This window comes from Curtobacterium sp. MCSS17_007 (assembly GCF_003234175.2).
Classification (GTDB): domain Bacteria; phylum Actinomycetota; class Actinomycetes; order Actinomycetales; family Microbacteriaceae; genus Curtobacterium.
Map to the genome: position 1 here is coordinate 2,956,611 of NZ_CP126257.1, position 20,847 is coordinate 2,977,457.

Annotated in this window: 24 protein-coding genes, 1 tRNA gene and 1 riboswitch; of the genes, 15 read left to right on the plus strand and 10 right to left on the minus strand. The window is 72.0% G+C overall.

Translation table 11 applies throughout. From position 1 onward, the window contains the following. Nucleotides 1-93: 93 nt before the first annotated feature. Complete coding sequence (gene pstB, locus DEJ22_RS13995; protein ID WP_111228243.1) at nt 94-873, plus strand: phosphate ABC transporter ATP-binding protein PstB; 780 nt, start codon at nt 94-96, stop codon at nt 871-873. Nucleotides 874-1,040: 167 nt separating this feature from the next. On the opposite strand, the gene DEJ22_RS14000 is transcribed toward pstB, so the two are convergent. The 3 genes from DEJ22_RS14000 to DEJ22_RS14010 all read right to left on the minus strand — a co-directional run bounded on the left by DEJ22_RS14000 (nt 1,041) and on the right by DEJ22_RS14010 (nt 3,788). Beyond that, nucleotides 1,041-1,934, minus strand: coding sequence for an anti-sigma factor (locus tag DEJ22_RS14000; protein ID WP_111228242.1), 894 nt, complete (start codon nt 1,932-1,934; stop codon nt 1,041-1,043). After that, nucleotides 1,931-2,530 carry an ECF RNA polymerase sigma factor SigK gene (sigK, locus tag DEJ22_RS14005; protein ID WP_111228241.1) on the minus strand — a complete coding sequence of 200 codons (600 nt, stop codon included), beginning with the start codon at nt 2,528-2,530 and terminating at the stop codon, nt 1,931-1,933. Before sigK ends, DEJ22_RS14000 begins: the two co-directional genes overlap by 4 nt. A 628-nt stretch (nt 2,531-3,158) precedes the next feature. Further along, the gene (locus DEJ22_RS14010; protein WP_111228300.1) at nt 3,159-3,788 is read right to left on the minus strand and encodes a DNA-directed RNA polymerase subunit beta; all 630 of its coding nucleotides are present in this window, start codon (nt 3,786-3,788) and stop codon (nt 3,159-3,161) included. A 126-nt stretch (nt 3,789-3,914) separates the two neighbouring features. Between DEJ22_RS14010 and DEJ22_RS14015 the strand changes: the two genes are divergently transcribed. The 3 genes from DEJ22_RS14015 to DEJ22_RS14025 all read left to right on the plus strand — a co-directional run bounded on the left by DEJ22_RS14015 (nt 3,915) and on the right by DEJ22_RS14025 (nt 4,762). Continuing rightward, nucleotides 3,915-4,076: a DUF2207 domain-containing protein gene (locus tag DEJ22_RS14015; protein ID WP_146240285.1), complete on the plus strand. Its 162-nt coding sequence runs from the start codon at nt 3,915-3,917 to the stop codon at nt 4,074-4,076. Between the two features lie 53 nt (nt 4,077-4,129). After that, nucleotides 4,130-4,205 (plus strand) — tRNA-Lys (locus tag DEJ22_RS14020). A 236-nt stretch (nt 4,206-4,441) separates the two neighbouring features. Then, nucleotides 4,442-4,762, plus strand: coding sequence for a hypothetical protein (locus DEJ22_RS14025; protein ID WP_111228240.1), 321 nt, complete (start codon nt 4,442-4,444; stop codon nt 4,760-4,762). Nucleotides 4,763-4,866: 104 nt separating this feature from the next. On the opposite strand, the gene DEJ22_RS14030 is transcribed toward DEJ22_RS14025, so the two are convergent. After that, nucleotides 4,867-5,802, minus strand: a complete 936-nt coding sequence (locus DEJ22_RS14030; RefSeq protein ID WP_111228239.1) for an aldose 1-epimerase family protein — start codon at nt 5,800-5,802, stop codon at nt 4,867-4,869. Nucleotides 5,803-5,807: 5 nt separating this feature from the next. Continuing rightward, entirely contained in the window at nt 5,808-6,650 is an 843-nt protein-coding gene (locus tag DEJ22_RS14035) for a DeoR/GlpR family DNA-binding transcription regulator (RefSeq protein WP_111228238.1), read from the minus strand. A 64-nt stretch (nt 6,651-6,714) separates the two neighbouring features. On the opposite strand from DEJ22_RS14035, the gene galT reads away from it, so the two are divergent. Together galT and galK are read left to right on the plus strand one after the other, a co-directional pair. Next, nucleotides 6,715-7,812, plus strand: a complete 1,098-nt coding sequence (galT, locus tag DEJ22_RS14040) for a galactose-1-phosphate uridylyltransferase (RefSeq protein WP_111228237.1) — start codon at nt 6,715-6,717, stop codon at nt 7,810-7,812. After that, nucleotides 7,809-8,945 carry a galactokinase gene (gene galK, locus DEJ22_RS14045; protein ID WP_111228236.1) on the plus strand — a complete coding sequence of 379 codons (1,137 nt, stop codon included), beginning with the start codon at nt 7,809-7,811 and terminating at the stop codon, nt 8,943-8,945. The genes galT and galK overlap by 4 nt, the downstream gene beginning before the upstream one ends. A gap of 126 nt (nt 8,946-9,071) precedes the next feature. Here galK and DEJ22_RS14050 read toward each other — a convergent pair whose 3' ends face one another. The 3 genes from DEJ22_RS14050 to glyA all read right to left on the minus strand — a co-directional run bounded on the left by DEJ22_RS14050 (nt 9,072) and on the right by glyA (nt 11,907). Beyond that, nucleotides 9,072-9,521 carry a hypothetical protein gene (locus DEJ22_RS14050; RefSeq protein ID WP_111228235.1) on the minus strand — a complete coding sequence of 150 codons (450 nt, stop codon included), beginning with the start codon at nt 9,519-9,521 and terminating at the stop codon, nt 9,072-9,074. A gap of 182 nt (nt 9,522-9,703) precedes the next feature. Further along, entirely contained in the window at nt 9,704-10,627 is a 924-nt protein-coding gene (locus tag DEJ22_RS14055; RefSeq protein WP_111228234.1) for a tetrahydrofolate dehydrogenase/cyclohydrolase catalytic domain-containing protein, read from the minus strand. Then, nucleotides 10,624-11,907: a serine hydroxymethyltransferase gene (gene glyA, locus DEJ22_RS14060; RefSeq protein ID WP_284174819.1), complete on the minus strand. Its 1,284-nt coding sequence runs from the start codon at nt 11,905-11,907 to the stop codon at nt 10,624-10,626. The genes DEJ22_RS14055 and glyA overlap by 4 nt, the downstream gene beginning before the upstream one ends. Before the next feature lie 56 nt (nt 11,908-11,963). Beyond that, nucleotides 11,964-12,049, minus strand: a riboswitch (ZMP/ZTP riboswitch). A 63-nt stretch (nt 12,050-12,112) separates the two neighbouring features. Between glyA and clpS the strand changes: the two genes are divergently transcribed. Beyond that, a complete protein-coding gene (clpS, locus tag DEJ22_RS14065) occupies nt 12,113-12,412 on the plus strand; it encodes an ATP-dependent Clp protease adapter ClpS (protein WP_111228233.1) in 300 nt (99 codons plus the stop codon). Beyond that, on the plus strand, nt 12,409-12,885 hold the full coding sequence (locus tag DEJ22_RS14070; RefSeq protein ID WP_111228232.1) for a DUF2017 family protein: 477 nt from the start codon (nt 12,409-12,411) through the stop codon (nt 12,883-12,885). The genes clpS and DEJ22_RS14070 overlap by 4 nt, the downstream gene beginning before the upstream one ends. Before the next feature lie 35 nt (nt 12,886-12,920). On the opposite strand, the gene DEJ22_RS14075 is transcribed toward DEJ22_RS14070, so the two are convergent. Continuing rightward, nucleotides 12,921-13,799 (minus strand): NmrA family NAD(P)-binding protein, encoded by an 879-nt coding sequence (locus DEJ22_RS14075; protein ID WP_181430976.1) that lies wholly within the window; start codon nt 13,797-13,799, stop codon nt 12,921-12,923. 61 nt (nt 13,800-13,860) lie between these two features. On the opposite strand from DEJ22_RS14075, the gene DEJ22_RS14080 reads away from it, so the two are divergent. From DEJ22_RS14080 to DEJ22_RS14110, 7 genes are all read left to right on the plus strand, one after another. Continuing rightward, complete coding sequence (locus DEJ22_RS14080) at nt 13,861-14,319, plus strand: MarR family winged helix-turn-helix transcriptional regulator (RefSeq protein WP_111228298.1); 459 nt, start codon at nt 13,861-13,863, stop codon at nt 14,317-14,319. 48 nt (nt 14,320-14,367) lie between these two features. Next, nucleotides 14,368-14,787 carry a MarR family winged helix-turn-helix transcriptional regulator gene (locus DEJ22_RS14085; protein ID WP_111228230.1) on the plus strand — a complete coding sequence of 140 codons (420 nt, stop codon included), beginning with the start codon at nt 14,368-14,370 and terminating at the stop codon, nt 14,785-14,787. Between the two features lie 107 nt (nt 14,788-14,894). After that, nucleotides 14,895-16,223 (plus strand): MFS transporter, encoded by a 1,329-nt coding sequence (locus DEJ22_RS14090; protein WP_220033808.1) that lies wholly within the window; start codon nt 14,895-14,897, stop codon nt 16,221-16,223. A gap of 101 nt (nt 16,224-16,324) precedes the next feature. After that, nucleotides 16,325-17,185, plus strand: a complete 861-nt coding sequence (gene purU / locus DEJ22_RS14095) for a formyltetrahydrofolate deformylase (RefSeq protein WP_111228229.1) — start codon at nt 16,325-16,327, stop codon at nt 17,183-17,185. Between the two features lie 8 nt (nt 17,186-17,193). Then, nucleotides 17,194-17,601: a YrdB family protein gene (locus DEJ22_RS14100; protein WP_111228228.1), complete on the plus strand. Its 408-nt coding sequence runs from the start codon at nt 17,194-17,196 to the stop codon at nt 17,599-17,601. Continuing rightward, a complete protein-coding gene (nagA, locus tag DEJ22_RS14105; RefSeq protein ID WP_258379726.1) occupies nt 17,598-18,758 on the plus strand; it encodes an N-acetylglucosamine-6-phosphate deacetylase in 1,161 nt (386 codons plus the stop codon). The genes DEJ22_RS14100 and nagA overlap by 4 nt, the downstream gene beginning before the upstream one ends. A gap of 89 nt (nt 18,759-18,847) precedes the next feature. Beyond that, nucleotides 18,848-20,017, plus strand: coding sequence for a MalY/PatB family protein (locus DEJ22_RS14110; RefSeq protein WP_111228227.1), 1,170 nt, complete (start codon nt 18,848-18,850; stop codon nt 20,015-20,017). A 13-nt stretch (nt 20,018-20,030) separates the two neighbouring features. Here DEJ22_RS14110 and nagB read toward each other — a convergent pair whose 3' ends face one another. Further along, nucleotides 20,031-20,816 carry a glucosamine-6-phosphate deaminase gene (gene nagB, locus DEJ22_RS14115; RefSeq protein WP_111228226.1) on the minus strand — a complete coding sequence of 262 codons (786 nt, stop codon included), beginning with the start codon at nt 20,814-20,816 and terminating at the stop codon, nt 20,031-20,033. Nucleotides 20,817-20,847 lie beyond the last annotated feature (31 nt).

Sequence of the window (20,847 nt, forward strand, 5' to 3'; positions counted from 1 at the left end):
CCAGCGGAGCGGCAACCCGTCGATCACCCGACCAGCCCGTCAGCGCAACGCGCCAGCGAAGCGGCAACGACCACCCACCCCGAAGGAAACCACGTGTCCAAGCGCATCGAGGTCGACGGCCTCAACGTCTACTACTCGAAGTTCAAGGCCGTCGAGGGCGTCGACATGACGATCGAGCCCCGCACCGTCACCGCCTTCATCGGCCCGTCGGGCTGCGGCAAGTCCACCTTCCTCCGCACGCTCAACCGCATGCACGAGGTCATCCCCGGCGCGTACGTCGAGGGCTCCGTCAAGATCGACGGTGACGACCTCTACGGCCAGGGCGTCGACCCCGTGCTCGTCCGGCGCCAGGTCGGCATGGTGTTCCAGCGTCCGAACCCGTTCCCCACGATGTCCATCCGCGACAACGTGCTCGCCGGCGTGAAGCTCAACAACAAGCGCGTCTCGAAGTCCGAGGCCGACGACATCGTCGAGCGGTCGCTGCAGGGCGCGAACCTGTGGAACGAGGTCAAGGACCGCCTCGAGAAGCCCGGCATGGGACTGTCCGGTGGTCAGCAGCAGCGACTCTGCATCGCCCGTGCGATCGCGGTGCAGCCGGACGTGCTGCTCATGGACGAGCCCTGCTCGGCGCTCGACCCGATCTCGACCCTCGCCATCGAGGACCTCATCGAGGAGCTCAAGAAGGACTTCACGATCGTCATCGTGACGCACAACATGCAGCAGGCGTCGCGCGTCAGCGACAAGACCGCGTTCTTCAACATCGCGGGCACCGGTGCGCCGGGCAAGCTCATCGAGTTCGACGACACCGCGACGATCTTCTCGAACCCGTCCGTGCAGGCGACCGAGGACTACGTCTCGGGTCGCTTCGGTTGATCGACGCCCGGTCCGTCTCCTGACGGTCGGCCTGGAGGCCCGGTGCACGTCCGCCACGGACGGCACCGGGCCTCCGTGCTTGCGTTCCCCCACAGCGATGGAGCAGGAAACGTCGAGTCACCATGTGTGACTCGACGTTTCCTGCTCCATGGCCGGGGAGGCCGGTGCTACGCCTGGGTCGTGGGGACGGCCATGAGCGGCGTCGAGGTCGGCTGGTCGGACCCGCCCTCGGGCTCGACCGTCATGCCGATGGAGTCGCCCGGGGTCAGATCGCCCTCGAGGACCGCCGTGTGCACACCGTTCCGCGCACCGTCGACCAGGCCGGCCGGCGACACCTTCGTGCCCTCGGACCCGATGTACCAGAGCTCGTACGTCTTGCCCTCCGGTGCCTGCTCGACACCGTCGAGGATGACCGCCGACTTGCCGACGTCGTGCGACCACACGACCGTCGCGGAGCCGCCACCGGGCACCTTCGCGGTCGTCCGTTGGAAGTCCGACGCAGCGTAGATCGAGTCGAGTGTGCCCGAGGCCTGCGTGGTCTCCGGGCCGGTCCCCTCGGACTGGCCGAAGTTCGTGCCGACGCCGAGCCCGACGCCGAGGAACACCACGGCGACCGCAGCGGCGGCGGACAGGGCCGCGGCCGGCCGCTGGAACCAGCGGCGGCGGGCCGCAGCGGCGGCGCGACCCTCGACGGGGGCCGAGGACGCGGACGGTGCTGCGACCGGAGCCGGCGACGCGGCGGGGGCGAGCGCCGTGGCGGGGGCGAGTGGAGCCTCCAGGCCGGTGGCCGTCGACGGGACGCCGGCGACCTGCTCGTCCGGTGCTGCCTGCGGCGTCCGGGCGATCTGGGCCATCAGCGACGCCTTCAGCGACGCCGGCGGCTCGACCGGTTCGACGGCGTACGCCAGCTGCAGCGCGGTCTCGCGGAGCGAGTCCGTCTCGGCCTGCAGCTCCGGCGACGTCGTCAGGACGTGCTCGAGGAACGCGCGCTCGTCGTCCGACAGGGCGTCCAGTGCGTGCGACCCGGTGAGCAGGGCAGGGTCGTCGTGCCGTTCAGTCATGACGTCACCCCCATCTCGTCTCGGAGTCGGATCATCCCGTCACGCAGACGGGTCTTGACGGTGCCGATCGGGACACCGAGCCGTTCGGCCATCTCGCTGTGCGAGTAGCCGCCGTAGTACGCGAGCTGCACCGCCTGGCGCTGGAACTCGGTGAGCTTGCCGAGCGCCCGGCTGACGCGTTCGTGCTCGATCCGGATCTCCACGGACTCGGACACCTGGTCGAAACCGGCCTCCAGGTCGCGGATGCCGATCCTGGTGTCCCGGTCGTGCGACGCCTGCGATGCCCGGACCCGGTCCACCGCGCGACGGTGGGCCATCGTGAGGACCCAGCTGGCGGCGGTGCCGCGCGCCCGGTCGAAGCGGGTCGCCTGCTGCCAGACCTCGAGGAAGACCTCCTGCGTGACCTCCTCGGACTGCGCGCGGTCCTTGAGGAGCCGCGTCACGAGCCCGAGCACACGACCGGACAGGGCGTCGTAGAGGTCGGAGAAGGCGGACTGGTCACCGGTGGCGACACGGGCGAGCAGATCGTCGGGCGACACGGGTACGGGCTCGTCGGAGCGCCAGGCCTCGGTGTCTCGTTCCACGATGGCAAGCATTGCAGGTTTCCCCCCTCTCGGTGGCATCGGGTCCGGCACGTGCGATGACTTCGCAGGTCGGGTACGGGTGGTTCGGATCCTCGCGGCGGTGGAGGTGGTGGGCGAGGGCAGCGCGACCCGCAGGGAATTGACCGGCGGGTACCGGACCGGGTCACGCTGACCCTCGCTGTGACGTCCGCGAGGAGCGTCACACCCTCTGTTCGGCACCGTCGCCCGAGTGGATTGCTCAGGATCGCGGCGGGACGGGATCGTCCGGAACCACAGGGGACACCGGGCGGTGTCGCGCCTGGCCTGTCCGGGGCACGCCCGACCGCGCCTGGTGTCCACCGAGAGTGAACACGGTCACCTGCACAGCACGTGTCTCGTAGAATGGATCTCGCCGGGCCGCAGCAAGCCCCGGGCTCCAAAATTCGCCGCTTCGAGCGGCCTCGCGCCGAGAGGCGCTTCTGCGGCCCGGTCTCCTCATTTCCAGGGGGCCCCTTCTCGAAGGCCCGGCCAGGAGACGCAGCGCGGGTCGTGTGCCGTCGTTCGAGTCCGGAGGGGCGGCGCGGGTCCGTCCCGCCGCTCGCCGGCTGGGTCTCTCGCGGCGGGTCTCGCGGCCCGTTCGGTCCGGCAGTCGCGCGGCTCGTCAGTCGAGGCTGTCGCGGCGCCAGAGCGCCGCCGCCTCGGTCAGGTCGGCCGCCAGCTCCGTCAGTCGCAGCGCCCGGCGCGTCAGCTCGCTCGCGCGCTCCCCCGCGGTCAGGTCGGCGTCGTCCGCCACCGAGGTCGCGCCCGCCGCGGTCAGTCGGCAGAACGCTGCTCCGCGGTCGAGCGCCACCGCGAGGTCCCCCGTGTACAGGCCGTGCAGGATGTTGTCGGCCAGCGTCAGGATCTCCGCCGGGCCCGTCGGCTGCTCGGCGCCCGCGACCGCCTCGTCGATCGTGCCGATGCGCTCCGTGCCGCGCTCGAAGAAGTACGCGACCTCCTCCGGGTTCTGCCGGATGACGACCCGCACGAGGTAGATGCGCCACAGCGCACCGGGGAGCGTGTGCGCACCCACCCGGGCCCACAGTTCGGCGATCGCGTCGATGCCGTGCACGTCCGTGTAGGTGACCAGCCGTTCGACCACCGCGGGGTCCGGGTCCTGCCGCACACGGTGCAGCAACGCGTTCGCCGTCTCGTGCGCGACGCGGTTCACCAGGGCCGGGTCGTCGCCGCCCTGGATCGCGGCGAACTCCTGGTCGGTGAAGTGGACGGGACGGTGGTGATCGCGAGGCACCCGGCGAGTGTAGGCGCGGCCGCCGACGCGCACGTCCCCCGTTCGCCATGAACGCAACCGGGTGCTCCGGCGTACCGTGCTCGGACAGGGAGGCACTCCTCCCGGACGTTGAGAAGAGGAGACTCCATGAACGCCCTGCTCGTCATCCTGGCCGTCATCGCGGTCATCCTGTTGTTCGTCGGTGGCTTCACCGCGAGTCTGAAGTTCCTGCTGTGGGTCGGCATCGTGCTGCTCGTCATCGCGGTGATCATGTGGCTCCTGCGCACCCTGACCGGGCGCCGCAGCTGACCGACCGCACTGGTTCTCGTCTGGAGGCCCTCACCCGCTAGCCTTGCGGGTGAGGGCCTCTAGCTCAGTTGGTAGAGCACCGGACTTTTAATCCGAGGGTCGTGGGTTCGAGCCCCACGGGGCCCACCAGCTTCCTGAACTCCGCCTCTTCATCCGAGGGTCGTGGGTTCGAGCCCCACGGGGCCCACCACTTCTCCCAGCAGCGAGACCGGGGTACAACTCGGACACAGGATGTTCATGGTGCGTCTTGTGCACAGTCCAGACCCTGTTCAGCGGTTTGCCTGCCCAGCGCCGATAGTGTCGTTCCCGGTCCTGATCCAGGGATCGACCAGCACCGCAGCACGACAGAACGAACGGGGTACACCGTGACCGAGCCCATCGACGCCACGCAGGCCAGCACCACCGGTGACGCGCGCCGCATCGTCGAGCTCGCCGCAGCGACGAACACCACGATGAGCAACCAGCTCCTCCTCGACACCCTCCGCCGGAACGCCCGCGTCACCACGCGGCACATCCGCACCGACTTCATCGAGGTCGCCACCGCCACCGCGGTGCTCGGCTACGTCTGCCGACAGGGCAAGGAGTACGTCGCCCTGCGCGGTGATGACCCGGCGTGGGCACAGGAGATCGGCCGCTACGGTACCGAGTCCCTCGCGGTCGAGGCGCTCCGCATGCGTCGCGCCTGACGCACCCGACCACGCACGACGAAGGCCGCCCGGTCCGGGCGGCCTTCGTCGTGTTCGGGTGTCGGTCGCGCCGGGACAACCCGAGCCTCGCCAGCCGAGATCGGTCAGGACCAGACGCGGCGGATGCCCCAGGTACCCGTCCACGACTCGTCGGGCTCGAGCCAGCGCAGGCCCTCGCCGGAGTTGAGGGCGTTCGCGGGCGCCGTCATCGGTTCCACCGCCACGGCCAGCCCGGTGCCGTCGCCGCGCGGGAACTCGCGGGAGGTGAAGACCTGCACGTACGGGAACGACTCGTCCTGCCAGAGTTCGACGCCGTCGCCCTCCGGGCCGTGGAGCGTCGTGCGCCGCACGCCGTGCTCGTCCGGCGTGATGTCCCGGTAGGCGGTGTCGAGGTCGGCGTCACCGGCGCGCTGCCCTGATCGCAGGTCGTAGGGCGTGCCCTCGACGGACACCGTGCCGTTCGGGATCTTGTGCTCGTCGACCGTGAACGCCGTGGCGGCGTCGAGCGTGACGACGAGGTCAGCGGCCGGGGTGTCACCCGCACGCAGGTACGGGTGCGCACCGACGGCGAACGGGGCCCGGACGCCGGAGCGGTTCGTGATCGTGTGCGTCACCCGGACCCCGTCGTCGACCAGCTCGTGGTGCACGCGCGTCTCGAGCGTGAACGGCCAGCCGTGCTGCGGGTGGATCGTGGCCTGCTGCTCGATCGCGGACTCGGTCTGTGCCACCACGCGGTACGGCGAGAACCGGAGCAGCCCGTGCGAGGCGTTGCCGTACTTGGGCTCGGAGACGTCCAGCTGCTGTCGCTTCCCGTCGAGCTCCCAGACGGCGCCGGCGACGCGGTTCGGCCACGGCACGAGCACGATGCCGTCGGCGCCCGGCGGCAGCGAGGTCACGGGGAACGGCTCGGTGAGGTCGAACCCGGCGACCCGGAGCTCCCGGATCCCGGCGGCGACCTCGGTGACGACGGCCTCGACGACCCCGTCCGGGCCGGCGTGACGGAGGTGGTACTGCCCTCCGGTGGGTGCTGCTGCGGTCATGGCTGCTACTTCCTTCCGTCTGGTGCTGCGCGGCCGTCCTCGTCCGCCACGACCACATCGACACCCGCCGCCCGGATCGGGGCGACTGCGTCCACCGTGACCTCGGCGGTGACGACGACGTCGATGTCCTCGAGCGGACGGACGACGCCGAGGTGGGCCCGACCGAACTTCGAGCCGTCCGCCACCACGACGGTACGCCGGGCCGCGGCGGCGAGCATGCGCTTCGCCTCGGTCTCGGGCAGGTTCACGTTCGTCAGACCGTGCTCGACGTCGAGCCCGGTGCCCCCGAGGAACACCACGTCGGCGGCGATCATCGGCAGCACGGCGCCCATGAACGGTGCGACGAGGGAGTGCTGCAACGGCCGGAGGGTGCCGCCGGTGACGACCACGGTGAAGCGCGGGACCGCCCGCTCGAGCGCGAGTGCGGTGGTGAGCGAGTTCGTCACGACGGTGACGTCGACCAGGTCGGACCGCGCGACCAGGGCCTCCGCGACGGCGGCGGGCGTGGTGCCGACGTCGAGCACGACGCACTGGCCCGACCGGACCAGGTCGGCCGCCGCGCGGCCGATGGCGGCCTTCGCCACCTGGTGCTCGACGGCGGTCTCCTCGAAGGGGCGCTCGGGGGAACCGACCCCGAGGCGGACCGCACCACCGCGCACCCGGCGGATGCGGGCCTCCTGGTCGAGCAGGGCGAGGTCCTGGCGGACGGTCACCTCGCTCGTCCCCAGCGCCGCCGCGAGGGCGGCGGTCCGGACGAGGCCGGGAGCGCCCTCGACGATGGAGACGATGCGGTCCTGCCGCAGCGGCGCGGGCAGCGCCCCGGCGAGGAAGGAGAGGTCGTCGCTCACGGCACGAGTTTCGCGCACTTACGCAGCCTTTCGCAACGCTTCACGAGCGCGGTAGGGTGGGGCGGTGATCACCAAGCGCGTGACGACGCTCGCCGACGGCCGCGAGCTCATCTACTTCGACGACGCCGACACACAGCTGCCCGCGGAGCGCAGCATCGACCAGCGTGTCCTCGACCCCCGGCCGGAGACGGCACGGATGCGGCAGGACGTCCTGACCGGCGAGTGGGTGTCCATCGCGTCGAGCCGACAGAACCGCGTGTTCCTGCCGCCGGCCGACCAGGACCCGCTCGCGCCGCAGACCGCCGCGAACCCGTCGGAGATCCCGAGCCGGTACGACGTCGCGGTGTTCGAGAACCGGTCGCCGTCGTTCGGCCCTCTGCTCGAGGCCGACGACGCCCCGGAGTCGCTCGAGTCGCTCTCCGACGTCGGGCTGAACCGGCAGCTCCGGAGCGTCGGGCGCTGCGAGGTCGTGTGCTTCTCCCCCGAGACGAGCGGCTCGTTCGCGTCGATCAGCGAGTCGCGGGCCCGCACCGTGGTCGAGGCCTGGGCGGACCGCACCGCCGCGCTGTCCGCGATGCCCGGCATCCAGCAGGTGTTCCCGTTCGAGAACCGCGGCGAGGCGATCGGCGTCACGCTGCACCACCCGCACGGGCAGATCTACTCGTACCCGTACGTCACGCCCCGCACGCAGCGGCTGCTCGCGTCGATCGAGCGCTTCGGGCCGGACCTGTTCGAGCAGCACCTCGCGAACGAGCGTGCCTCCGAGCGCGTCGTCCTGCAGGGTGAGCACTTCACCGCCTTCGTGCCGTTCGCCGCGCGCTGGCCCATCGAGATCCACATGCTGCCGCACCGGCACGTGCCCGACTTCGCCGGCCTGACCGAGGCCGAGAAGGACGAGCTCGCGCACATGCACCTGCGGCTCACCCGCGGGCTCGACGCGCTCTACGGCGACCCGACGCCGTACATCGCCGCGTGGCACCAGGCGCCGGTGCACACCGCGCGCGACACCGTACGGCTCATGCTGCAGATCACGTCCCCGCGTCGCGCGGCGGACAAGCTCAAGTTCCTGGCCGGCAGTGAGGCTGCCATGGGCGCCTGGATCGGGGACCTCGTCCCCGAGAAGGCGGCCGAGTTCATCCGAGGAGGGATCGAACGCGCATGACGTTCCAGCAGGTCTACGGGTACGAGCCGACGGTGCGGTACTCCGCTCCCGGTCGCGTCAACCTCATCGGTGAGCACACCGACTACAACGACGGCTACGTGCTGCCGTTCGCGATCGACCGTCGCACGGTGGCGTCCATCGCCCAGCGCGACGACCGGTTGATCCGGGTCGCATCGGCCTTCGAACCGGACGCCGTGCACGAGCTCTCGCTCGACGAGCTGTCGCCCGAGAAGATGGACGGATGGTCGGCGTACGTCTTCGGCATCGCCTGGGCACTCCGCGAGCAGGCCGGGGCCGACCTGTCCGACAAGACCGGCTTCGACGTCTTCATCGACTCGGACGTACCGGTGGGCGCGGGCCTGTCGTCGAGCGCCGCGATCGAGTGCGGCGTCGCGCTCGCCTTCACCGACCTGTGGGAGCTCGGCCTCGACCGCAAGGCCCTGGCGCGCGTCGGTCAGTACTCCGAGAACCACGCCGTCGGCGCACCGACCGGCATCATGGACCAGTCCGCGTCGCTCCTCGGCGAGCAGGATGCCGTCGTGTTCCTCGACTGCCGCACGCTCGACACCGCGGTGGTCGACCTGGCGCTCGAGGCGAACGGGCTCGAGGTCCTGGTCATCGACACCCGCGTCGAGCACGCCCACGCGACGGGCGGCTACAAGGCCCGTCGTGAATCGTGCGAGCGCGGCGCGGCGGCGATGGGCGTCGAGGCGCTGCGCGACGTGAGCGTCGAGGACCTGCCCCGCGCGCAGGAACTGCTCGACGACGAGACCTTCCGGCGCGTTCGGCACATCGTCACCGAGGACCAGCGCGTCCTCGACACCGTCCGTACGCTCCGCGAGCAGGGCCCGCGCGCGATCGGTGAGCTGCTCGTCGCATCGCACGCGTCGATGCGCGACGACTTCGAGATCTCGGTGCCGGAGCTCGACCTGGCGGTCGACACGGCGATGGCGAACGGCGCGGTCGGCGCACGCATGACCGGTGGCGGCTTCGGTGGTGCAGCGATCGCGCTGGTCGACCGGGAGGCCCGTGGCGCGATCACGGACGCCGTCACGTCCGCCTTCGCCGCCGCCGGGTACCGCGAGCCGACGGTCTTCACGGTGCACGCCGCGCAGGGCGCTCGGCGCGACTGACGCGCTGCGCGCCCGCATCGCGCTGCAAACCACGTTCCCGACGTCGAACCAGCCCGCTCGGCTGATTCGACGTCGGTCGCCTGGTTCGACGACTGCAGGCGGGCGTCGGAGCGACCGGGTGGCCGATCAGCCGATGGAGTCGGCGTACCGCGTCGTCTCGACGACGTTCCCGAGCACGAACGGGTGCGCCTGACCGTGCTCGACCGCCCACTGCACCCACGTCATCTGAACGGGCATCAGCAGCCAGACGACCACGGTGAGGCCGAGCACCCCGGCGAGGGCGAGCCCCATCACGGTGTGCTCGTCGAACCGGCTCGCGCCCCGGCGGGCGACCGCGACGAGGAACCCGCCGACGGCGACCGCCACGGTCAGGAGCGTCGTCCCGAGCGCCGGTGACGACCGGAAGTCGAACTCCTGACCGGCGTGGAAGAACGTCGTGCTCCACGTCGAGCCGGGCTGCTGGACCAGGATGCAGAGCGCCACGATGACGACCAGCCAGCGGGCGTCCTTCGTGAACTGCGACGGCTCCGGCCGTGGTCGCAGCACCGGTTCGGTCAGTTCTCCCGCATCCCCCATGCGGTGACCGTAGCACCGCGGGGAGGCGCGTGGCGGGGGTGATCCGCGCCTCCAGGCCGGGCTGGTGGCGACCACAACCCGAAAGCGACAGACCGCCGCGAACGGACCGCGGCGATCTGTCGCTTTCGCGGAGGGAACGCTGACCGGCACAGCCCGCGCAGCCCGCGGCAGCGACCGCCCGCTCAGCGCAGGTGGCGCTCGGCGGCCTCGACGACGTTCTTCATGAGCATCGCGCGGGTCATCGGGCCGACACCGCCCGGCGTCGGCGACAGGAACCCTGCGACCGACGCGACCGCGGGGTCGACGTCTCCGCGGAGCCTCGCCTTGCCGGTCGACTCGTCCACGATCCGGCTGATGCCCACGTCGATGACCGCGGCTCCGGGCTCGACCCAGTCCGGCTGCACGAGCCCGGCGACCCCGGCCGCGGCGACGATGATGTCGGCACGCCGGCACTCGGCGGCGACGTCCTCGGTCAGGGAGTGCGTCAGCGTCGCCGTCGCCTCGAGCCGGGTGAGCAGCAGTCCGAGCGGACGACCGACCGTCAGACCCTGGCCGATGATCGTGACGTGCTGCCCGCGGATCGGGACGTCGTAGGCCTCGAGCATCGCGACGATGCCACGCGGCGTGCACGGCAGCGGGGCGTCGATCGCGCCGGCGCCGCCGGGGACGGCGAGCACGAGCTCACCGAGGTTGGTCGGGTGCAGGCCGTCGGCGTCCTTCGCCGGGTTCATCAGCTCGAGCATCGGGATCGGGTCGATTCCCTGCGGCAGCGGGAGCTGCACGATGAACGCGGTGACCCGAGGGTCGTCGTTCATCTGCAGGATCGCTCCGCGGATGTCGGCGGCGGACGCCGACTCCGGCAGGTCGATGCGGACCGAGTCGAGCCCGATCTGCGCCGAGTCCTTGTGCTTGCCGGCGACGTACGACACCGAACCCGGGTTCTGGCCGACCATGATCGTGCCCAGCCCGGGCCGGAAGCCGTGGTCGTGCAGGCGGTCGATGCGGACCTTCAGGTCGTCGAGCGTGCGCGCGGCGAGGGCGGTGCCGTCGATGCGGACGGCACTGCCCTCACCCGCCCAACGCTCACGAGGGAGCGCGGCGCTCACGCGTAGAGCGGGAACGCGTCGGTCAGGGCCTTCACCCGCGCCGAGAGCGCTTCGATGTCCGGGTTCGGCATGAGGGTCAGCGCGATGATGTCCGCCACCTCGGTGAACTCGGCGTCGCCGAAGCCGCGGGTCGCCAGCGCCGGGGTGCCGATGCGGACACCCGAGGTGACCATCGGCGGGCGCGGGTCGAAGGGCACGGAGTTGCGGTTCACGGTGATGCCGACCTCGTGCAGCAGGTCTTCTGCCTGCTTGCCGTCGACCTCGGACTCGCGCAGGTCGACGAGCACCAGGTGCACGTCGGTACCGCCGGTGAGGACGTCGATGCCCGCTGCCCTCGCGTCGTCCTGCGTGAGCCGGTCCGCCAGCAGACGAGCACCGCGGAGCGTGCGCTCCTGGCGGTCCTTGAACTCAGGCTGGCTCGCGAGCAGGAACGCGGTCGCCTTCGCGGCGATCACGTGCATGAGGGGACCGCCCTGCTGCCCCGGGAACACCGCGGAGTTCAGCTTCTTGAAGAGCGACTCCTCGTTGGACAGGATGATGCCCGAGCGGGGACCTGCGAGCGTCTTGTGCACCGTCGACGAGACGACGTGTGCGTGCGGGAGGGGCGACGGGTGCAGGCCCGCGGCGACGAGACCGGCGAAGTGCGCCATGTCCACCCAGAGCGTCGCGCCGACCTCGTCGGCGATCTCGCGGAACTTCGCGAAGTCGAGCTGCCGGGGGTACGCCGACCACCCGGCGATGAGGACCTTCGGCTGGTGCTCGATCGCCTTCGCGCGGATGTCGTCGTAGTCGACCTCGAAGGTCTCCGGGTCGACGCCGTAGGACACGGCGTTGTAGATGCGGCCGGAGAAGTTGAGCTTCATGCCGTGGGTCAGGTGACCGCCGTGGGCGAGCTCGAGGCCCAGGATGGTGTCCCCGGCGGAGGCGATGGCGTGCAGGACCGCGGCGTTCGCGCTGGCGCCGGAGTGCGGCTGCACGTTCGCGTACGCGGCACCGAAGAGGGCCTTCGCGCGGTCGATGGCGAGCTGCTCGGCGATGTCGACGAACTCGCAGCCGCCGTAGTAGCGCTTGCCCGGGTAGCCCTCGGCGTACTTGTTCGTGAGCACCGAGCCCTGCGACTCGAGCACGGCACGCGGGACGAAGTTCTCGGACGCGATCATCTCGAGGGTGTCGCGCTGACGGCCGAGCTCCTGCTCGAGGACCTTCGCGATCTCGGGGTCGACCGCGCTGAGCGGGGCGTTGAAGCTGGACTGCGTGGACGCAGCGGGCAGATCGGTGATGGACACGGGACTCCTCGTTGTCTGATCGCCGCGCGGACGCGACGAGGTGGACGGGTGGGCGCGGCCCAGGCGTACGGCCGCGCTCCGTGTCAGGTGTCGCTCCCCGATGGTGACCCATCCAACGCCAGTCGCGACCCCTCGATCGTACCGAGCGGGCACGTTCGTGTCACCCTGGGGGCATGCACCCGAGCAGCCACGTCGACGCATGACACTGATCAGCCCCGACGTCGACGAGCGCACCGACCTGCGCGCCCGACCCGACGTGCCGTGGGTCACCGTGGTCTGGGACGACCCGGTGAACCTCATGTCCTACGTGACCTACGTCTTCCAGAGCTACTTCGGCTTCTCGCACGCCCGCGCCGAGCGGCTCATGCGCCAGGTGCACGACGACGGTCGGGCGATCGTCGCGACCGGCGCCCGCGAGGCCATGGAGCGCCACGTCGAGGCCATGCACGGCTACGGCCTGCAGGCGACGGTCGACCGCGCGGCCGGACCGGACGCGTGATCCCCTTCGTCCGCCGCCCCGACGGCGTCCACCTCACGATGTCCGAGGGCGAGCGTTCCGTCCTCGCGTCGCTCACCGGACAACTGCAGCAGGTGCTCGGCGGGGACCTGTCCGACGACCCCGTCGCCGCGCGGATGTTCCCGGACGCGTACCCGTCCGACGTCGAGGCGAGCGAGGAGTTCCGCCGCTACACGCAGGCGGACCTGCTCGCGCAGAAGTCCGCGAACGCCGACGTCGTCCACGGCTGGCTGACGGGCGCGCGGGACGGCGCCCTCACCCCGCAGGACGAGCAGGCGTGGCTCCGGGGCCTGACCGACCTGCGCCTGACCATCGCGGAGCGGCTCGGCATCACCGACGCCGCGTCCGAGGAGGCCTCGTCCGCCGGGGACGCCGGCCTCGGCCTGCGCGACGTCTACGACTGGATCGGGTACGTGCAGGAACACCTGGTCACGACCCTCACCACGGCGGGCTGACGGCACGGCCGGGAGGCACGGCGCAGTCCGCCGTGTCAGCCCCGGCCCGTCAGCTGCTCACGGTGGTCGCGTGCCCAGTCCGCCAGGGACCGCGGCGGCCGCCCGGTGATCCGGGCCACGTCGTCGCTCATGACGTCGACGTCGTCGAGTCCCCGGCGGAGCACCCGTCCGAACTGCTGCCGGAGCCCCTCCGCCTGCCACGCCGGGACACCGCCGGCGCGGACGACGGCCCGGTACACCCGGCTCGGCAGGTGCACGGGCCGCACGCGGCGTCCGAGCCCCGACGAGAGGCCGGCCGCGATCCCTCGGGCGTCGAGTGCGTCCGGACCGGTGAGCACGGGCTCGGTGCCGTCGTGCCCGTCCTCGGTCAGCACCGCGGCTGCGGTCCGAGCGATGTCGGCGGTGTCGATCCAGCCCGCTCGGCCACGACCGGTGGTGTGCGGGAACCACCCGCGGCGGATCGCCGGAGCCGAGGGCAGCAGGTTCGTCATGAACGCCGACGGGTGCAGGATCGTCCACGCGAGCCCGCTCTCCCGCAGGATCCGGTCGGTCCGCCAGGCCGCCGCGGCCCACGGCATGGGCGAGTGCTCCGCCGCGTCCCCGCCGGACAGGTGCACCACCCGCGGTACACCGGCTCGCTGTGCGGCGCGGACCCCGGTCTCGCCCTGCTCCGCCTGCCGCTCGCTGACCGGCGTGACGAGGAAGAAACGGCCCACGCCGTCGAGGGCGCGGGTCAGGGCATCGAGGTCGTCGAGGTCCGCGAGCCGCGCGTCGATGCCCCGAGCACGGAGCCGCTCGGCCTGGTCGGGACGACGGACGACGGCGCGCACCGGTGCGCCGGCGTCGTGCAGCAGCTCGAGCGTCTTGCCACCGACGTCGCCGGTGACGCCCGTGATCGCGATCGTGTCGGTCATGGTGACCCCTCCTTCGGTATCAGTTTCCTGTTTCTTGACGTTACGCCGGTAGGATCGGGCCGTGCCCAGCGACTTCTCGGTGACCGGCGACGACGTCGATTCCGTCGCCGCATGGACGGTGATCCGCGCCGCACGGGAACTGGCCCGGCGCCTCGCCGAGGAGCTCGCGCCACTCGACCTCACGCCCGTCGAGTTCGGGGCGCTCGTGCAACTCGCGTCCGGCGGCGAGCGGAACCAGGCCGAACTCGCGAGAGCCGTCGGCGTCCGCCCGCAGAGCATGGCCGCACTGATGGGCGGGCTCGAGACGCGGGGGCTCGTCGAGCGGGGCGCCGCACCGGGGCGGGGACGGGCCTCCCGGCTGCGCCTGACGCGGGACGGACGGGAGCTGCTGGCCGATGCGTGGCCGCGCGTCCGGGTGAGCAACGCCTGGTTCGGCGACGACGTGGACGGACTCGTGGCCGCACTGCGACCGTTCACGACGGACGGCTCCATCAACGCCGCCGTGGACGGCGTCGTCTGATCAGAAGGTGATCTTGCAAGGTGTCCTGTTGAGTCGTACTGTTCCACCGTGGAACCGATCGACACACTCGCGGATGACCTGCTGACCCTGCACGGTCGCATCCGCCGCACGCTGCTCGCCGGCAAGACCGACGAGGTCACCGCGTCCCAGACCGCCGCGCTCGGTCGACTCCTCCGACACGGCGAGAGCACCGTCGCCGATCTCGCGCGCGCCGAGGGCGTCCGCCCGCAGTCGATGGGGGCGACCGTGCAGGCGCTCGTCGATCTCGGGCTCGTCGAACGCCGCCCGGACCCCGCTGACGGCCGCCGCACACTCGTCCGCGCCACCGACGCAGGGTCCCGCGCGCGCCAGGACGCGTGGACCACCCGTACGCGCGTGCTCGCCGACCGGCTCGCGACCCTGCCCGAGTCCGACCGCGCGACCGTGGCGCGGGCCGTCGCGATCCTCGCACCCCTCACCGAAGCCTGACCCGCGGAAGAAGCGCCACCACGTCCACATCGACCTCCCCCACGCCGACCGCGACCCCGACCGGCACCGACACGGGCAGCGGCTTCGGCCCGAAGCTCCTCGTCCCGGTGCTCGTCGGCCCGCTGCTCAACCCGATCAACACGACGATGGTGTCCGTCGCCCTCGCGCCGATCTCCCGCGACCTCGGCATCGGTGCATCGCAGGCGATCTGGCTCGTCGCCGCGCTCTACCTGGCGAGCGCGGTCGCACAGCCGACGATGGGCAAGCTCGCCGACCGGTTCGGGCCGAAGAAGGTCTTCCTCACCGGGCTGGTGATCGTCGGCATCGCGGGCGTCGTGCCCGAGGTGCTGACCGGCTTCGGCGGTGCGGTCGCCGCGCGGGTGCTCATCGGGATCGGGACGTCGTCGGCGTACCCGGCGGCCCTCACGACGCTCCGCCAGCACTCCGCCCGGATCGGGAAGCCGACCCCGCCGCTCGTGCTCGGGGCGCTGTCGATCACCTCGCTCGTCTCCGCCGCGGCAGGCCCTCCCCTCGGCGGCGTGCTCATCGCGGCGTTCGGGTGGCACGCGATCTTCCTGGTGAACGTCCCGCTCGCTGTGTTCGGCATCGTCGTCGCCGCGATGTGGCTGCCGTCGGACCGGCTCCGACCGCGGGACGCCGAGCAGCTGCCGGTCCGCACGGCCCTGGACCCGCTCGGCATGGTGCTCATGACCGGCACGGTGTCGGCGCTGCTGGTGTTCCTGCTCGACCTCGGCGCCGGACTCTGGTGGCTGCTCGCGGTCGCCGTCGTGCTGCTCGTGGCGCTCGTGCTGTGGGAGCTGCGCGCGACGAAGCCCTTCGTCGACGTGCGGCTGCTCGTCCGGAACGGCGCCCTGTCGCGCACCTACGCCCGGCTGTTCCTGACCTACCTGCTCGCGTACACGATGACGTACGGGTTCTCGCAGTGGGTGCAGGACGTCGCGGGCTACCCGAGCGACGTCGCCGGGTACCTGCAGCTCCCGGCAGCCGTCGTCGCCGGGGTGGTGTCGTTCCTGGTCGCCCGACGCACCGCCGTCCGTCGACCGCTCGTCGTCGCAGCGCTCGTCCCCCTGGTCGGTGCCGGGCTCCTGCTCCTGCTGCACGCCGGGTCGCCGCTCGCACTCCTGCTCGTCGTGCCGGCGCTGTTCGGGGTGCCGCAGGCGCTGGCGTCCGTGTCGAACCAGGCGGCGCTCTACAGGGTGGTGCCCGCGGAGTACATCGGCACCGCGGCCGGGCTGTCCCGGACGAGCATCTACATCGGCGCGATCGCGGCGTCCTCGTTGATCGGCGGGGTGTTCGGGCAGGCCCCGACCACGCCGGACCTGCACGTGCTCGCGTGGGTGATGCTCGGGGTCGGCGTGCTCCTGTCCGTCTTGACGCTCGCCGACCGCGCGCTCGCCCGGGCGGACGCGCGCTGACGGGAGCCGCCTGACCGGCGCACCACGCGCCTCCAGACCGGTTCTCCACAGGTGGCCTGGGCCCGCGGCAACGCGCGTGACCGGCCCGGTACCCTGAACCCGTGACCGACCCGACCCCCACGCACTGGACCCTCACGCTCGTCTGCGACGACCAGCCCGGGATCGTGCACGCCGTGTCCGGAGCCGTCGTCGCTGCGCAGGGCAACATCACCGAGTCGCAGCAGTTCTCGAGCGCCGACACGAACTCCTTCTTCATGCGCCTGCAGGTGATGGCGCCCGTCGACCGCGCGACCTTCGAACAGGCACTCGCCCCGGTCGTCGAGCGCTACGACGCCCGGGTGCAGCTCGACGTCGTCGGACGCCCCCTGCGCACCCTCGTGCTCGTGTCGAAGGCGGGCCACTGCCTCAACGACCTGCTGTACCGGCAGCGCGGCGGACAGCTCCCCATCGAGGTCCCGCTCGTGCTCTCGAACCACGCCGACCTGTCCGGGCTGGCCTCGTTCTACTCCGTGCCGTTCGAGCACCGCCCCGTCACCGACGCGGACTCGAAGCGGGCGATGGAGCAGCGCATCCTCGAGGCCGTCGAGGAGCACGACATCGAGCTCGTCGTCCTCGCCCGCTACATGCAGATCCTGTCGCCGGAGCTCTGCACCGCGCTCGAGGGCCGCGCGGTCAACATCCACCACTCGTTCCTGCCCGGCTTCAAGGGCGCGAACCCCTACCGACAGGCGCACGCCCGCGGCGTGAAGCTCATCGGAGCGACCGCGCACTTCGTGACGAGCGACCTCGACGAGGGCCCGATCATCGAGCAGAACGTCGTCCGGGTGGACCACACGAAGGAGCCGTCCGAGCTGGTCTCGATCGGGCAGGACGAGGAGTCCCGGACGCTGACGCAGGCGGTGCGCTGGATCGCGGAGGACCGCGTCCTGCTCGACGGCGCCCGCACCATCATCTTCAGGTAGGCAGCCGCATGACGAACGCACCGCAGAGTCCCGTCGACTGGAACGACGTGCCGCCGCCCTCGGATGCGGCTCCGGCCCGTCGCCGCGTCTCCGGGTGGACCGTGTTGCGCGTGTTCGTGTGCGCGTTCGGCCTGCTGTCGCTGGCGTACTGGGGCTACCTCTCGTGGCCGTTCCCGTTCCCGGGCGTGCTGTTCATGGTCGGGGCACCGCTGTTCGCCGCGGTCGTGTGGTTCCTCTTCCGCTCGCCGCGGTCGCCGATCGACACCGACGTCGTCGGCAAGGTCATCGTCGAGACCGCGCTCGTCATCGCCGCCGGCGCCACCTGGATCTCGCTCGGGCACCCGGTGGTCGGGTTGGTCTTCGTGCTGGTCGCGGCGCTCTCCGTGGTGGTCGCGTTCCGGCGGGAGACGGTGTGAGCAGCGGCCTGGAGGCGCGGCGCACCCTGGTCCGCGCCGGCCGCCTCGTCGACACGGCCGGCGTGGTCGACGACGGCTGGGTCCTGCTCTCGGGTGGGGTGATCGAGGCGGTCGGCTCGGGTGCCGGCCTGCCGGACACCGCTTCGGGCGCCGAGGTCGTCGACCTCGGCGACGCCGTCCTGACCCCCGGCTTCATCGACCTGCACGGACACGGCGGGGGCGGTGCCGCCTACGAGGACGACTCCTTCGACGCCGCCCTCGCGGTGCACCGGGCGCACGGGACGACCCGGTCGGTCCTGTCCCTCGTCGCGAACCCCGTGCCGTCGCTCGCCGCGTCGCTCGACCGCATCCGCACCATCGCCGCGACCGATCCGCTCGTGCTCGGGGCGCACCTCGAGGGCCCGTTCCTCTCGCCGCACAACAAGGGCGCGCACGAGGAGTCCCACCTGATCGGTCCGACACCCGCGACCGTGGACGCCCTGCTCGGTGCCGGCGCCGGGATCCTGCGGCAGGTCACCATCGCGCCCGAGCTGCCGGGAGCGCTCGACGCCGTGCGCCGCTTCGTCGACGCCGGGGTCGTGGTCGCGGTCGGCCACACCGTCTGCTCGTACGACCAGGCCCGCGCGGCCTTCGACGCGGGGGCGACGGTGCTCACCCACGCGTGCAACGCCATGCCCGGGCTGCACCACCGGGCGCCGGGGCCCCTCGGCGCCGCCCTCGAGGACGACCGGGTGACGCTCGAGCTCATCCTCGACGGCGTGCACGTGCACCCCGCCGTCGCCCGGGTGCTGCTCCGGTCGGCTCCCGGTCGCGTCGCGCTCATCACCGACGCGATGGGTGCCGCCGGGGCCCCGGACGGCTCCTACATGCTCGGGTCGCTCGCGGTGGACGTGGTGGACGGCGTCGCCCGGGTCGCGGGGACGGACACCATCGCCGGCTCGACGCTCACGCAGGACGCGGCGCTGCGGCTCGCGGTCTCCGCCGCAGGGGCCACGCTGCCCGAGGCGGTCGCGGCGCTGACGAGCGTCCCCGCGGCGGCGCTGGGGCTCAGCGACCGCCTGGGTCGGATCGCGCCCGGGTACGCAGCCGACCTCGTGGCGCTCTCCCCCGCGCTCGAGGTGCAGCGGGTGTGGGGCGCGGGCGTCCCGCTGCAGTGAGCTCGCCCCGCGCGTCCGGGCGCTGTCCGAGGAGCTGCTCGACATGACGGTGAGGTGACCGTCGGCCGCGGCAGTGCCAGGCTGGGCGCATGAGCGTCATGGTCTCGGTCTTCGATGCACAACGGACCCGCACGAGCGAGAAGTACACGGCGTACCCGTCCGAGGTGCTGCCGATGTTCGTCGCCGAGATGGACTCGGTCCCCGCCGAGCCGGTGCGCGAGGCCCTCGAGCGCGCGGTCCGGAACGGCGACACCGGGTACGTCGGGCACACCCGCGTGCTGCCCGAGGTGTTCGCCGACTTCGCCGACCGCCGGTGGGGGTGGGACGTCGACCCCGACCTCGTCCGGACCACCACCGACGTGTCGGTCGCGGCGGTCGAGGTGCTCCGTCGCATCATCGACCCCGGCGACCAGGTCGTCCTCATGCCGCCCGTCTACCCACCGTTCTGGGAGTACGTCCGCGAGGCCGGCGGTGCCGTCACCGAGGTCCCGCTGCTCACCCCGGACGGAGCGCCCGACCCGTTCGACACCACCGCCGGGTGGCGGATGGACCTCGCCGGGATCGAGCGCGCCTTCGCCGAGGGCGCTCGAACGGTGCTGCTCTGCAACCCGCACAACCCCCTCGGGCTCGTGCACGCCCGCGAGGACCTCGTGGCGCTCGCACGGCTCGCCGCGGAGTGGGACGCCGTCGTCGTGTCGGACGAGATCCACGCGCCGCTCGTGCACGCCGACGCGGTGTTCACCCCGTTCCTCGACTGCGGGCCGGAGGCCGTGGAGCACGGTGTCGCCCTGACGAGCGCGAGCAAGGCGTGGAACCTGGCGGGGACGAAGTGCGCCCTGATGGTCGGCGCGTCCGAGCGGGCACGCGGCTGGTTCGACGGACTGCCCGTCGAGGTCGTCGAGCGCACCGGGATCCTCGGTTACACCGCGAGCGTGGCCGCCTTCCGCGACGGGGAGCCGTGGCTCGCGTCCCTGCTCGCCGAGCTGGCCGGCAACCGCCGCGTCCTCGCCGAGGAGCTCGGCAGGGCCCTGCCCGGCGCGGGGTACCGGCAGCCGCAGGCCTCCTACCTGGCCTGGCTCGACCTCCGCGCACTGCCGTGGGGCGACGACCCCGCCCTGCAGCTGGTGGACGCGGCGAAGGTCGCGCTGACGAACGGGCGCGACTTCGGGCGGCCGGGCATCGGCCACGCACGGCTCAACTTCGGGTGCTCCGAGGAGACCCTGCGCGAGGGGCTGGCGCGCCTGGCGTCAGCCCGCTGACGCGGTCCGGCGGTCACTCGAAGCGCTGCCACTCCGGCTTGTTCGCGTACGTGTAGCGGTAGTAGTCGGCCAGGCGCAGCCCGGCGGCCGCCTCCTCGTCCACCACGACGGTCGCGTGCTCGTGCAGCTGCAGCGCCGACCCGGGCACGAAGGACGACAGCGGCCCCTCGACCGCGGCCGCCACGGCATCGGCCTTCGCGGAGCCCTGCGCGACGAGGACGAGCTCGCGCGCCTCGAGGATCGTGCCGAGCCCCTGCGTCATGCAGTGCGTCGGCACGTCGTCGAGCGAGTCGAAGAAGCGGGCGTTGGCCTCGCGCGTGGACGGCGCGAGCGTCTTGATGCGCGTGCGGGACGCGAACGACGACGTCGGCTCGTTGAACCCGATGTGCCCGTTCGCCCCGATGCCGAGGATCTGCACGTCGACCCCGCCGGCGGCCCGGATCGCGGCGTCGTACTCCTTCGCCGCGAACGCCAGGTCCCCGGCTCGGCCGTCCGGCACACGGACACGCGACGGATCGAAGCCGAGCGGCTCGACGACGTCGCGGGCGATGACCGAGGCGTAGGACTCCGGGTGCTCGAGCGGGATCCCGACGTACTCGTCGAGGGCGAATCCACGGGCGGCGGCGAACGACACCTCGCCCGCATCGACCCGGCGGCGCAGGTCGGCGTAGATGCCCTGCGGGCTCGAGCCGGTGGCGAGGCCCACGACGGCGGACGGCTTCTCGGCGACGACCGAGGCGATCTTGGCGGCGGCGACGCGTCCGACCTCGGCCGGCGTCGGCAGGATGATGATCTCCACCCTGTCACCATACTGGTCATGACCAGTCCCC